Annotated in this window: 8 protein-coding genes; all 8 read right to left on the bottom strand. The window is 46.0% G+C overall.

What is annotated here, in order from left to right; genetic code table 11:
• Positions 1–11: 11 nt before the first annotated feature.
• The 8 genes from G5B43_RS05005 to G5B43_RS04970 all read right to left on the bottom strand — a co-directional run bounded on the left by G5B43_RS05005 (position 12) and on the right by G5B43_RS04970 (position 14,167).
• On the bottom strand, positions 12–1,310 hold the full coding sequence (locus G5B43_RS05005; protein WP_165293618.1) for a sugar MFS transporter: 1,299 nt from the start codon (positions 1,308–1,310) through the stop codon (positions 12–14).
• Positions 1,311–1,330: 20 nt separating this feature from the next.
• Positions 1,331–2,062 (bottom strand): glucosamine-6-phosphate deaminase, encoded by a 732-nt coding sequence (locus G5B43_RS05000; protein ID WP_165293617.1) that lies wholly within the window; start codon positions 2,060–2,062, stop codon positions 1,331–1,333.
• A gap of 98 nt (positions 2,063–2,160) precedes the next feature.
• Positions 2,161–3,588: a Gfo/Idh/MocA family protein gene (locus tag G5B43_RS04995; protein ID WP_165293616.1), complete on the bottom strand. Its 1,428-nt coding sequence runs from the start codon at positions 3,586–3,588 to the stop codon at positions 2,161–2,163.
• 66 nt (positions 3,589–3,654) lie between these two features.
• Positions 3,655–5,703: an alpha/beta hydrolase family protein gene (locus tag G5B43_RS04990; protein ID WP_165293615.1), complete on the bottom strand. Its 2,049-nt coding sequence runs from the start codon at positions 5,701–5,703 to the stop codon at positions 3,655–3,657.
• Positions 5,685–7,247, bottom strand: a complete 1,563-nt coding sequence (locus tag G5B43_RS04985; RefSeq protein ID WP_165293614.1) for a SusD/RagB family nutrient-binding outer membrane lipoprotein — start codon at positions 7,245–7,247, stop codon at positions 5,685–5,687. The genes G5B43_RS04990 and G5B43_RS04985 overlap by 19 nt, the downstream gene beginning before the upstream one ends.
• 12 nt (positions 7,248–7,259) lie before the next feature.
• Positions 7,260–10,343 carry a SusC/RagA family TonB-linked outer membrane protein gene (locus G5B43_RS04980; protein ID WP_165293613.1) on the bottom strand — a complete coding sequence of 1,028 codons (3,084 nt, stop codon included), beginning with the start codon at positions 10,341–10,343 and terminating at the stop codon, positions 7,260–7,262.
• Positions 10,344–10,546: 203 nt separating this feature from the next.
• A complete protein-coding gene (locus tag G5B43_RS19350) occupies positions 10,547–12,595 on the bottom strand; it encodes a glycoside hydrolase family 16 protein (RefSeq protein WP_240904762.1) in 2,049 nt (682 codons plus the stop codon).
• A 21-nt stretch (positions 12,596–12,616) separates the two neighbouring features.
• A complete protein-coding gene (locus G5B43_RS04970; RefSeq protein ID WP_165293612.1) occupies positions 12,617–14,167 on the bottom strand; it encodes a RagB/SusD family nutrient uptake outer membrane protein in 1,551 nt (516 codons plus the stop codon).
• Positions 14,168–14,177: the final 10 nt, after the last annotated feature.

The raw sequence follows: 14,177 nt of genomic DNA, 5'->3' as shown, positions 1-14,177 counted from the left end.
TCCATTTACCATTATTTAATCGACCAGGATTTGATCCGGTGCCCCCAAAAAGCATAGTACACAATATACAGAAAACACGGCACCAGCACCCAATAAGCCTGCTTTACGTTCAGCGTATCCGCCAACGCACCGTAAATTAGAGGCAATATCGCATTGCCACAAAGCCCCATGATCATTAATGCCGAGCCTGATTTGGCATATTTCCCTAACCCGGCAATGGCCAGCGGCCATATCCCCGCCCAGATCAACGCATTGGGTAGGCCGATGAATACTAGAAACCACAGCGACACGTCTAGGTGCATATTGAACCATCCGACCTGTCCTTGGGCAACGCACACCAGGACGGAAAAATACAGCCCCAACAAAGCACAGATCTGCAGCATCCTTTTCTGGCCGATAAACCGCGGTATAAGCGAGATTCCCAATAGATATCCGATGATCGTTGCCGTCAGCGTATACGAGGGCAAGGCCTTGGCTTCCACCAAGGACAGCCCCATAGAGCCTGCATAACTGATCACCGTGTCGATGGCAATGACCTGTGTACCCACATGCAGGAATATCGCGATGGCCCCCAGTACCAGGTGCGGAAACTGCAATACGCCCTTTTTCTGTTCCTGCCCATCTTCTGCATCCGGATTCGCTATCTCCGGAAGGGGAGAATAATTCACCAGTACGCCGATAAGGAACAATACGATAGCAACAACCGTATAGGGCGCCACCACCCGCAGTATCAGTTCATCCAGTACCTGTGTCCGCTGTACTACGTCCATCAGCGGTATCTGTTTAAACAGTTCGTTGTCCGTTGGCCGCAGAACGGCCCAGGAGAAGGCCAGCGGGGCTAATATCCCGGCCCCTTTATTGCATATCCCCATCAGGCTGATTCGCTGGGCGGCACGTTCCCGGTCACCGATCAGCGTGATGTAGAGGTTGGCCACCGTCTGCAGGACAGCCAATCCCGTTCCCAATGTAAAGAGCCCTGCCAAAAAAATCATGTACGTACGTCCATATGCCGCCGGAACGAACAGCAGTGCACCCAAGGCCATGATCCAGAAACCGATGACAATGCCCTTCTTGTACCCCACCCGCTTCAGCAGGTAGGAAGACGGCATGGACATGACCAGGTAGGATATATAGAACGCAAAGGCCACTAGGTACGACTGAAAATTCGTCAGCTCGCAGGCTATCTTAAAATAGGGGATCAATATCGCATTCACCCACGATACAAATCCAAAGACAAAGAACATCAGGCCGACGATTCCTATGGATATCGCCGTTCCCTTTCTGTCCAGTGCATATGTTGATGTCGTCATGATACAAGCAGTACGTTGGATTATAATAATGAAGCTGATCCTGCATCCAGAAAGCATACACAGTTTGGATGTTCCTGCAAGATACTTGCGGGATGCACGTTTGTAACGGGCAATGTCAGACAGTCCTTAACTGCCTGTGCTTTTCTCCGGTCGGGTACTGCACAGATGATGCGTTCAGACTTCATGATCTGTTTGATCGACATCGAGATCGCCTGTAACGGCACTTCATCTACATGGTTGAACCAGCCCTCTCCCATTTGCTGCTGCCGGCACTGCAGGTCAAGGTTGACCACCAGGTATGCATCCTCCACATCAAAGTCCGCAGGTGGATCATTGAACGCCAGGTGCCCATTCTCGCCTATCCCCACAAAGGCGACATCAATGGGATGCTGTCCGATCTTTTCTTCCAGACGTTTGCGTTCCGCTTCCGGATCGTTTTCACCGTTGATCAGTACGGCTTCCTTCACTCCATCCACCTTGTCGATGAACCGTTCCGTCAGGTACTTCCTAAAACTAGCCTTGTGGGTGATCGGCATACCTATATATTCATCCAGATGGAACATCCTCACCTTAGACCAGTCTATACTTTTGTCCTGTACCAGCGCATCGATCGTCTCAAACTGACTCTGTCCCGTCGCCAGGATGATATTCGCCTCGCCCTTTTCCGCAATCGCTTCTCTGATCCACTCCGCACCTAACTTTCCCGCTGCTTGTCCCAAATCCCCTGGGGTTGCATACTTTTCAATTTTCATCTGTATAAATTATTTATATGTGTTAAATTTTCAATTGTATAAATGAGCTCATTACGTCGTGTTTTTCTGCCAATCGCGATGGAACCTAGGTCGTCGGATCAAGCTTTCACGACGTTGGTATTTCCGCCCGATTCCAGATGTATCTCATGTACCTTATTTTCTTTCCATCTGCCCATCGTAAAATCCGGTATGGCGATAGGCTGTGACCCATTGGCGACCGACCATTCACTGAGCGGTCCTATGACGCTCCACGTTGCCGCATCGTACACATCCATGTCTACCGGCAGTCCGTTCCGCAGACAGTCGATCAGCCGCCAGTCCATCATAAAGTCCATACCGCCATGACCGCCTATACTTTTTGCCAGCTCACCGATATGCTTCACCATACCGGGGGTGTACTCCTCTTCTAGTCTCTTCATTTCCGTCGGTTCCAAAAAATCGTCGTGTCCGACCGCTATCTTTCCCGGTAGTGGATATTTCTGCGCGAAAGCTTTCGTTCCGCTGATCAGATGCAGCCTAGAGTAGGGGCGCGGGGTACTGACGTCATGTTGGAGCATGATCGTACTGCCACTGTTGGTCATGATACTGGAAACGTTCATGTTTCCCCGCATCGGCTTCTTTGCATACGCTTCGAAACGCTTGTCTGTTTGACTGATTTCTCTTGCTTTTGCCTGTAGTGAAAAATCCGCAGAAGCCATGGAGGTCATAAATTCCAGTTTATTTCCCCTGTTCACCTTCAATATCTGGCAAACCGGTCCCAGCCCGTGCGTGGGATAAAGGTTACCGTTACGGGCTGCGTTTTCCTTCAGTCGCCAGAAATCGTAGCGCTTCCCTTCCTCAAAGAAACTGTCAAGGATATCGTGTATATAGGCGCCTTCGCAATGTACGATATCCCCAAAGAAACCCTGTCTTGCCAAGTTCAACGTCAACAGTTCGAAGAAATCGTAGCAGCAGTTCTCTAGGATCACGCAGTGTTTTTTCGTTTTCTCGGAGGTCATCACCAATCGCCAGCAGTCCTCTACCGTGGTAGCAGCCGGGATCTCCAGCGCTACATGTTTTCCATGCTCCATAGCGTAGATGGCCATCTCTGCATGCGTGGCCCAGTGCGTGGCGATATAGACCAGGTCGATGTCTTCTCGGTCACACATCTCCTTCCAGATATCCTCTTCTCCAACGTAGATTTTCGCTTCGTGTCCCGGAGAGGCTATCCGTCCTTTCGCCGCCTCCGCTTTCTCCCCTCGCACATCACAGATTCCCTGGATGGCAACCCCTTCGATCCTGCTCATACGCTCTACCGCAGCGGAGCCGCGGTTACCAACACCAATAAAGCCCAGCCGAACTGTATCCAGCGCAGGAGCAGCATAACCAGACATATTAAATATGGGTTCATACGATTTCTCAACTTCCGTGACAATATGGTGCAACCGGGCTGACATCTGTCCGCCACTGGAAGTTTTGCAACCCGCTAGTAATCCTAACCCCGCCAATCCCGACAATTTCAAGAACGATCTTCTATTTGTATCCATATGTTTTATTTATGCGTTAAAGTTTTCTATTGTATCAATGAGCTCGCTTTACGCGGTTATTATGCATTAACGATTTTCAACGGTTAAGCGAATTTTACTTGTATTCCCTAACGTTAACCTGATTTGTTCCATTTGCTTCGCATATATCGAAACATTCGATTTATCTATCTCTTTTCCTGACATTCCAATAACACGCTCTATATGTACATCTGCCGGACTCAGAGCAACCAATCCTACTATATCTCCCCAAGGGATTATTCCCGGAATATGCACCGCCATGTTCAGTCCATTTTCATTGACATTTGTTTCATAATCCGGCACATAAGTCACGGGCGTATCAGACAAGGAGAAATATCCACGATATTGATCAACTACACTATAAATCAAACTGGCTATCGCCGTTTCTCTATCCGCAATGATGTGGATCTCCTGATTTGGGAAACGTTCATGCAGATATGCCATCACCAACCTCATTTCCGACGTCCAAGTAGCCATCACACTCTGCCCCATCCATAATAAGGATCTCGATAGCGTGTGGAAACGAGGCAAACGTCCGTCTATTTCATCGCCTCGTTTTGAGCTCCGTTCTCCAAGACCAAATAAGTCAACGAATACGGCACCAGTACCATTGGACGTCCATCTATCCAAGCTATCATGGGGTATCGACGAAACACCTTTCGACGGAAATACGACGTTTAATACCTTACCAACAGCCGGCTCTTTTATCAAAAGAGGAATAAGCCGATGATCTGTTGCTGTCAAAATAAGACGTTGGTAACCGGCTTGATCAGGTATTTTTTCTACCTGACGAATAGTTAATTCTTTATAGCTTAACAGCAGCTCTCTTAGTTCCTGAATCTTTACTTCTTTATGAATTGTTTCCGACTGTACCAACACATTTTGCATATGTTTTCCTCGTGCACTTACATATGCGGCGGTTGTGGTGACCTTGGCTTTGAGCTCTGGTGAGACAGCTACCGTCAACTCCTCTTCATCCAGTGGATAAAAAGTCGTGTCGAGGGAATTCGCTGAATCTGTTTTTAAGTATTGATCAAACCATTCCAGCATGCGATGCTGCATCTCCGCTGTGTAGTCGTGTTTTTCGTCAAAGAGTTCATACACGAAATACTCACTATACCCAGCTTCATCGTAGTGCTGTTTTGCGTTGTGATACGTTTTCAACATCTCGTGTACATTGAACGCTGCATTTCCATCTTGTAATGCTGTGAGAATCTTAATCGCTCGCGGCATTATTGATGCCAGTACATCGGCTTTTTCCATATCCACAAGACCTTTAGGATGAAGCTCACAAACGCAATTGCTATTCATAACATAGGATTCAAAAGTTCCTACACTCACTACGGGGACAGCCGCCTTAATCCGTTCATCCAATGCTGTCAACCACCACGTCTGGTTTCCACCACCACTCGCTCCGGTTGCACCGATTCTCTTCGGATCCACGTATGGAAGCGATTGCAACAAATCGATCGCTCTTTGGTTATCGATCAATTGCATACCCATCAAGGGAATACCCGCATCTAAAAGTGATGACCCCAGACTTGCTCCGTGGTATTCATGTGTGTGATTAGATCCCCTTTCTCCTGCTCCCCAAGCATCCATATTCAGACATACATAACCGTTTCGTGCCAATAGCTGTGCTGTCTGCTGTACTATAAGACCCTTTTTTGCTCCGGGCCAATGACCATGGCTATTGATAATCGCCGGGAAAGGCCCATCTCCCTTAGGCACATATAGGTTCGCTGGCACGTATACACCCCGTTGGCTCTGGAACAAGATATTATGCACAACCAAACCATCAAGGTTAATCGTTTTGACAATATGCATGTCCAACTCGCCAAAATCAACCGCATCCAGATTCAGATTTTTCCGAATCCATGTTGGTATATCGAGCGGTTGTGGACGAGCGTTCCTGTCCATTGCCAAGCTCCGCACATGGTCCATAACCCAGCTCTCTGTTCTATCCAGTGTTTCTGGAATTCCCAAAACCGTAGGCAACGCATTAACTTGTTGCGCCTGCGGCAATTTTACCATAATTGATTGAAGAATGATAATCACAGCAATATAAGTATAACGCATCAATCGATATCCCACCATAATGTTGTTGCTGCATTATCAGTTCCCCCCAACAAAGCACGCCCTTTAGTCAATTCCTCCAAATTGCTTGTTTCTTCTGTTAACGGATATGGCATTCTTTTAATAAAAGCTCCAACAGGTAAATCGGCATTTTCCGACTGGATTACGTTATACATCTTTGGATAACCAGATCGTCTAAATTCTGTCCATGCTTCCATACCATCGGGGTATATCGCCAACCATTTCTGTACACCGACCTGTTCACGTTGTACTGCTTCTGTCGCAGCCCAAGCTATGGGTGTATTTGCAACGGCTGGAGAATTATGATAGTCTCCCGGTGCTACAGGCAGACGGGTGGACGTAAGGTAAGTGTTAACAGCAGCATCATCAACTCCCCATTGTGTCAAACTTATTTTTATCCCCTCTTCATACAGGCTTTTCGCGTCCGCTCCCATATTCCACCCATTCAACGCTCCTTCTGCTCGTAAAAAATAAGATTCTGCTGCACTCATCACATGCTGTCGCTGTACTAAATTACCCTCGATAACCACATTCTGTTTTTCTACAGAACCACTATATCGCACCCAGTACTCCCCCACATTCGAATTTCGCGCTGCCTGATTACGTGTTATCCCCAGATCTGTTGCTGTGGAACCATTTCTTAAACTATTAAATTGTCCCCCATTTATACTTGGTTGAAAATAAATCCCCAGACGAGGATCTTCATAACCTTTGAGATAGGATGCTATAGTTGAACTCATAGCGAATTCATTCCAAACCGCCACCTGTGACAAACCGTTCGTATCGTTTCCATTTAGAGATTTGAGCAGTGAAGCATTCTGTCCATTCTCCTCCATCACTCCCGATACAACTGCTGCTTCTGCTTCTGTTTTTGCTCTAGCTGGATCGACTTTCGAAATTCGCAATGCTAATCGCAAGCGAAGCGAGTTGGCAAACCGTATCCAGTTCTCAATATCTCCATTATACATTAGATCATAACCTTCATACACCTTGGTTCCTGCAGGGAGCGCCTTTAGGGCATCCACAGCGTTTGTCAATCGCACAAAGAAATCGTCATAAATTTCATCCATGGGATCATAGGGAATGGCATCTTTAGGTTCTGCCGCATCAAAATATGGTATGGGGCCAAATTGGTCCGTTAAGCGGTGAAAAGCATATACCCATAATATATTAGCTAAAGCGCCCTCTCCACTGCCTTCCTCCACATTATCCATAATACTTTTTAATTGCGGAGCCGTATCCACGTATACGACTGTCCAGAATCGGCGTTGCCAATCCGGTGTCAAGGCATATCTATCTGTTCTGAAAGAAGTAGTAGTCAATGCAAAATATTGCGCATACAAGTCGGGTCCCAGGTTTTGGACTGTTTGGTAAAACGACCTGTTCATCGCTGAAGAAGATTGCGCCTTTGCAAACATAAAAGGTCGCTCGCGAGCTCCTACTTCCGTCAAATTATCCGGATCCGTATTCAGTTTTTCGAAATCTTTCGTACACGATACTAAACCAAAAACAACAATTGCGCTATATATAAATGATCTTTTCATGATTTCTGAAATTTAAAATGTAACCTTTACGTTCAAACCATAGGTACGCACCGTCGGAGGCAATCCGACCTCTACCCCTTGGTAATTACCTGCTCCTAATGCGCCTTCAGGATCGATCGGATTTTTAATTTTACCGAGTCCCGGTATATCCATTTTCGATTTCCCTCTGTAAAAGAAAAACAGGTTACGCCCGGTTAATGAAACCTGTGCTGCCTGGATACCTTTCCATCCATCCACTTTAAATTTGTAGCTTACTGCCAATTCCCTAAAGCGAACATTGGTCATATCATACGTAAAGAATTCGCCCCAAGCATCTCGGCCGTTTTGTCCAACAGTTGTCCAAAACTGCTGAGCCGTTATCGCCGTATTATTTGTCGTGCCATCCGCATGTACGCCCGGTAATATCCAACTGCCGTCCCGATGGGTTTCGGTAAAATCAGCTACTCCAAACGCCGCTAAATAGGCGGCTGTTCCCGATACAATTTCACCTCCTATGCGTGCATCGATAAGGGTATGCAAGGATACATTCCGATAAGTAAATGTATTAGACCAGCCTAATAACGCTTTCGGGTTAAAATTGCCGAGTTTTTGATTCGCTTCTACTACAGGTAGTCCATTTGCATCCACTATATACTGCCCGTTAGCATCTTTTTTCCATACATGGCCATATAAGTCACCATATTTCCCACCTTCATTAACAACTACCGTCGCATATTTGGTATTATCGGTTATATTAGCACGTTTCGTCCTCTCATCCAATTCCAAAATCGTATTGGTATTGGTGGAGAAATTCATAGAGGTATTCCAACTAAATCTATCATTCCTTATCGGGGCTCCCGTCAACTGAATTTCAAACCCCTTGTTCTCAATATCTCCAGCATTAATGTATTCCCTACTAAATCCGCTGGCCATAGGCAATGCCAGGTACATCAATTGGTTAACCGAATTACTTTTATAATACGTCGCATCGAATGTCAATCGATCATCAAAAAAACGCATATCCAATCCTGCTTCAAACGACTTGGTTAACTCTGGTTTCAAATCTGGAATGGCCTTTGTCGGATTGCGCGACACAAAGCCTTTACCTGCTCCCAATCCGAATTGATACAGTTGATTTAATAAATAGGGTTCGGCATCATTCCCCACCTGTGTATAGGACACTCTTGCTTTACCAAACGTCACCCAACTAGGCATGCGCAGCCACTCGTTAAATACTACTGACAGACCTGCCGATGGATAGAAAAAGCCATAGGGCGATGGCAAGGTAGATGACCAATCATTGCGCGCCGTCAAATCCAAGAAAATGTTATTGTAGAAACTCAATTGTGTACTGGCATAAATGGAATTTAGGCGTCTTTCATAATTACGGATATTTAAGAATTCGGGAGTTGTTGCCATTAACAAAGAAAACTGATTGGGTATCGATAATCCATTCGCCATATTTTGAAAAGTCCCATAGTTTCTTTTCAAGAAGCTGGTTCCCAAATTATAGTTCAACTGGATATTATCGCTTAACTTGTTTTCACCATTCAACAGGAAATCGAAGTTCTGTTCCGAATATTCCGTATGGGTTTCATAATATTGTCCCCCTTCACGCACATTTCCCAACGAGACCGTACTATGATAAAACGAGCCATCTATCACATCTTTATACTTATCAAAAGAATAACGTCCTAATACGTCAAGCCAATCGGTAAGTTGATAGGACACAGAACCCAAAGCGGTTATTCTGTCGCGTGCTTGGTTTACCGATGTTCGGTTAAGGCTCCAGTATGGATTGTCATAAACGGCTGAACCAGACCAATATTTACGTGTAGGTTCTCCGTTAACAGGATTAATCGTTTCATAATCTTTCAACTCCGCCTCATCCATATCTCTTGGCATGATATAAGCTTCTATGGGAATTCCCATATCACCCAACCGCGGACGGTTATCAACCTGCTGGTTGACATAGTTCAGTTTGACATCGGTTTTCAACTTCGGAATAATCTCTGTATTTAATCGCAGATTTAAGCTATTTCGCTTGAGGTCATTGCCTTGAAAAATACCCCCAATCTTATTATTGGAATAGGACATATATCCCTGTACCTTCTCGGTTCCCCCATAAGTGCTTATACTGTTATTAAATGTGGAAGAGTTTTGGAAAAAATTACGCACATTGTTACTAAATGTCGTACCTCGTTCTCCCCAGCTTTCACCGATATTGGTTCCTGCCACGCCACCATTTCCGCGGCCATAGGTGTTCTGGAAGCTGGTCAGCATATTCACCTGGTCGATAGCCGCACTACCATTATATTCGATATTATAACGCCCCTCACGACCTTGTTTCGTTGTGATGATGATCGCACCGTTCGCTGCGCGGGTTCCATACAATGCCGCAGCGGACGGGCCTTTTAGGATGTTGATGGACGCAATGTCATCCGGATTGATATTTGCCGCCCCATCACTTGTACCATAATTAGGCGTCGTACCCGTAGCTTGTGTACCAGGCGTATTATCGTAGGGGACGCCGTCTACAACAACCAATGCATTATTATTGCCCGATATCGATTTGTTTCCCCTTAATACTACACGCGCTGCAGCACCGGGACCTGACGAACTGGTGGTGACAACCGCGCCCGCTACTTTACCAGTCAAGCTGCTCATGATATTACCGCTGTTATCCCGAGCATCATTGACCGCCTCCGCAGATATCTGCTGCGTAGCGTATGTCAATCCTCTTGTTTCCCTCTTGATGCCCAAGGCTGTCACAACAACTTCAGCAATATTTTGTTCTTCAGGAATAAGGAGAATCTCCAGACTATTTTCGCTGCCCACCACCGCCGTTTGGGCAACATAACCTAGTAACGTTACCCGAAGTTTATCGCCTAGCGAAGCTTCTAGATTAGCTGTTCCGGTTTCATTCGTTGCCGTAGACAGTTTTGTTGTTAAGTTGACCACGGTAGCACCCGGTAAAGGAGCATGATTGCGTCCTTCTTTTACGGTGATAGTTCTTGAGATTGTTTGTTGCGCCAGAGCCACTGTCGCCCCGAGGCATATATAAAGAATCACAATCCCCGATAGAAATACTTGTTTAAGGTAATTTGTACGTATCATAATGTTGTGTTGTGGTTTATTATTTTGACTCTTGTGTTATCAAAATTTGATAAGGTCAAAGAAATACCATATGCGTGTATATTCCAACTATTTCTCTAACTAAAACATCGGTAGCGTTATCGGAAATGTACAAGTACATTACGAAAAAAGCCCCTTTTCCTGCTTGAAAAAGGGGCGAAAATTCATAAAAACCGACCTATTTCTTACGGATTCAACAAGTCATATACCCGTACATAGTCTACCTGATATTGTGCTGGGAAAGCTTCATCATCTATACCCTGTTGACCACCCCAATTTCCACCTACCGCAAGGTTCAGTAGCCAATGAAACTTCTTATCAAAAGGCCATGCTTGATATCCCTTGCCTTCGTTCGGGAAATTGAACAATTGAACATCATCTACAAAACCACGGATATATTGCGGCGTCCAATCTACGCGGAAGATATGGAACTCGGTCGTAGCATTTTCTATTTTCTTAAAAGCGGTCTTTTGCGTACCGATGGAATGATTATAGTCTTCGGTATGTACGCTGATGTGCACCACATCCTGATCATACCCTACATGTTCGAGAATATCAATCTCTCCCGACGCAGGCCAATCCCCATACGCCCAGTCGGTGGGTAACATCCAAGCGGCAGGCCAAGTTCCTCGACCTTTGGCAGCCTTGGCTCTCACCTCAAATCGGCCGTATAAAAAATCACCCTTACCTTTGCTAACAAGACGTGTAGACGTGTATTCGCTGCCTTCATATGCTTCTTTACGGGCGGTAATGGTTAATAGGCCGTTTGCCACGTGTACATTTTCCGGACGCGCTTCTGTATAATATTGTAACTCATTATTTCCCCAGCCGCTCCCTCCTATATCGTAGCTCCATTTATCCGTATCCGGAAGCCCTTCGTAATCAAACTCGTCCGCCCATACCGGATGCTCTGTAAAGCGGTATGTTTTTGAAGTGAACGTATCGACACCGGATTTAACATAGAAAGGGATATTTGCCGTTGCCACGTTGTTGTCTCCGTCTGTCACGTAAACAAATAAACGATACGCTCCTGCTCGGTCAGGAGCTTTCAATGACGTCTGCATCGCGTTTTCCTTTGCCACTAACCCCGAAAGTGCGCCCGGACGTTCTTCCCGATCCCCTCCTTCTTTCAAATCCGTACTTTCTTCCAGAAGTTCCCAACGTGCCACCAGTTCGTCGCCGTCCGGATCGATTACAGAAGCGGAGATCACATAGTCTTTGCCGGGTTCAACGACGGGGAAATCTGACGCTTGCTTACCATCTAAAGTCAGCGATTTCAAATGGGGGGCCCTGTTTTCCGGCCAATTGCCTGACCAGAGATACTGCATCACATCTACGACTTCGTTTTCCTCGCCGTTTTCCGTAAAAAGCCCATACCATGTGGGGGTTCGTTCCTGCTTTTGTCCCCAGAGGAAAACATAGGAACCCAAACAAGATTTGTCGTTTGCGATGGAGGCTTGATAACGTTTTTGGTATACGGTTGCTTTCTCGCTGCTTGTTTCCTCTATCGGTGCACCCCACGGTGTCGAGACCACCTCCCAATGTCCGGTAGGCCCCCATTCCGTCACGATATATGCTTTGTCCCAGCCAGCGTCCTTGATTAGTTGGGGTACGGAAGCAAGACCGCCGTACACCTGTACGGCAATTAAATCCAGTGTCGGACATCGTTCCTTGATGTAATCGATTTCCTTTTTATTCACACCGGCTAACATAGTAGTCACCAAATGATTACCATCCAGTTGATGGATCATGCTCGCGATATCGTTGACCGCATCCCACACTTTCGGGTTGGAATAGTGTAAGTTCAGTTCGTTGCCAATACCCCAAGCCAGAAGAGCGGGATGATCCTTATACGCCAGGATGACATCGCGTGTCGCCTCCAGCTGTTTAGATACGGCCTCCGCATCATTATAATCAAAACCGTGACGTTCCGTGTGTATCGAAAGTCCTAAAGTGACTGTCAACCCCAAATCATACGCCTCATCCAGAATTCTTCCCGCATCGTGTGGACTCCATGTACGTATAGAGTTTCCACCGTAAGCTTTTAAACGTTCCATATATTGACTTCCGCCGGCGCCTTTTATAAAATAGGGTTTTCCTTCTCTCATCAGCATATAGCCTCCCTTTTGTTGTACGATAGTTGTCTTGATGGGTTTATTTTTCTGCGCAGAGACAACTGGAATTCCTAGGAAAAAAGTTAGCATCACATATAATAATAATCTGAATAGCATCATGGAGTATCTAGGTTTTAAAGTTTATCTTAAATTGGGATTAGCATCTATCTGTGTTTGCGGAATTGGGATAAACTCGCTTTGACCGGGTACAAATTTAGAGCCGAACACTTCTGTGGCTTTACCCGTTCGTACCAAGTCATTGAAGCGCTCGCCCCACCATTCACACGCGAACTCCGCCCGTCTTTCATCGATGATCTGATCCAGTGTCACATTGGAGATCGGTTCCAATTTAGCACGCTCACGAACCAATCGGAAAGGTTCGTCACCATTCTGGCCTTTCCTGACCTTTGCCTCAGCATTTAGCAACAGGGCATCAGCATAACGCAGGATACGTACGTTATTATTTGCACCATATTCCATACGACCTGATGTCATATCCGATTTCGGTAAGTAAGCTTTCCCATTGAAATATTTGACACCAAATTCATTACCATATACCTGATCACCGCTGGGGGTAGTCACAAAAGTAGTGGGATCTCCTTGATCGCCACAATATTGAATTGTCAGTTTTAACCGTTCGGCATCACCTCGAGCAGTAAGGAAATCCACGATATTTTGTGAAGGCGGTACCCAACCTGCACCTGATATTGGACTTCCCTTTTGGTCGCCTGGAGGCCCTTGCCATCTGAAAAATGTACCCCAGTCTACCCCAGGACGTACAATATCACCAGTCCCAAGACCAAAGTCGGAATATTGTAATTCAAACAGCGATTCGTCAGCCAATTTACCCTTGATCTTAAACAATTCATATAAATCTTGATAGAGCGAAAATTTGTTACTGTTGATAATCTCGTTGGTTGCATCGAGTACGTCATCCCAGTACGCGCTACCGTTATCATTCCCCGCAAGGTCTGCCGCAGCCTTTGCTTTCAGCAATAACGCCGAATAGCGTGTAACGGCCCCAATGTGCTTCGATTGATTCGGTCGGGCGTCTTCCAGATCCGGCGCACAAGCATTCATTTCATCCATGATAAATTGCCGTACCGCCTCTTTGCTGCTTTTACTGATGGTGGCCAAACTACCTATATCTTCACTATCAATCAAAATGGGCACGTCACCAAACAGGCGGGAAGCCATTAGATGAGCATAGGCTCTTAAAAAACGGACTTCGGCTTTATACTGTCTGTTCAGTGCCAGATCCGCAGCATTCCCTTCGGGGATATGTTCAGCGAACTGATCTAGCTCTACTAAAGCGTTATTGGCGGCAATAACCAATCCGTAATAACTATTCCAGGATTGGTTCAGGCCCCAGTACGACTGTACTGTCACATCACGCTGGAAATTCTTAATCGCTATCAGCTCGGGGTTGTCATTTGGGGTTGGAGCCCCCTGCTGATAGTCGTCATCCCGTACGCAACGGATAGACAAATCTATCCAATGAACGAGGTTATCATCTGCTGCCGAACGATATACACCAGACACCGGCGCATACATCTGTGCCGTGTTCGCATAATCGATTTCTTCCGAACGTTGTTGATTCTCTAGGGGTTTATCCAGAAATTTGCTGCATCCGGCTAAAGAAAAGCTGCCTGTAATACAAGCCGCCAATAAGATATATTGCACTGTGTTCATATTTTTATCC

This window comes from Sphingobacterium sp. SGR-19 (assembly GCF_011043555.1).
Lineage (GTDB): Bacteria > Bacteroidota > Bacteroidia > Sphingobacteriales > Sphingobacteriaceae > Sphingobacterium.
Note: the sequence above shows the minus strand (reverse complement) of the source record. Positions and strands in the feature narration are given on the sequence as shown.

Excerpts from the sequence above, each read along its gene's own strand:
- G5B43_RS05005 (WP_165293618.1), bottom strand. The coding sequence starts at position 1,310 with ATGACGACATCAACATATGCACTGGACAGAAAGGGAACGGCGATATCC.
- G5B43_RS05000 (WP_165293617.1), bottom strand. The coding sequence starts at position 2,062 with ATGAAAATTGAAAAGTATGCAACCCCAGGGGATTTGGGACAAGCAGCG.
- G5B43_RS04995 (WP_165293616.1), bottom strand. The coding sequence starts at position 3,588 with ATGGATACAAATAGAAGATCGTTCTTGAAATTGTCGGGATTGGCGGGG.
- G5B43_RS04990 (WP_165293615.1), bottom strand. The coding sequence starts at position 5,703 with ATGGTGGGATATCGATTGATGCGTTATACTTATATTGCTGTGATTATC.
- G5B43_RS04985 (WP_165293614.1), bottom strand. The coding sequence starts at position 7,247 with ATGAAAAGATCATTTATATATAGCGCAATTGTTGTTTTTGGTTTAGTA.
- G5B43_RS04980 (WP_165293613.1), bottom strand. The coding sequence starts at position 10,343 with ATGATACGTACAAATTACCTTAAACAAGTATTTCTATCGGGGATTGTG.
- G5B43_RS19350 (WP_240904762.1), bottom strand. The coding sequence starts at position 12,595 with ATGATGCTATTCAGATTATTATTATATGTGATGCTAACTTTTTTCCTA.
- G5B43_RS04970 (WP_165293612.1), bottom strand. The coding sequence starts at position 14,167 with ATGAACACAGTGCAATATATCTTATTGGCGGCTTGTATTACAGGCAGC.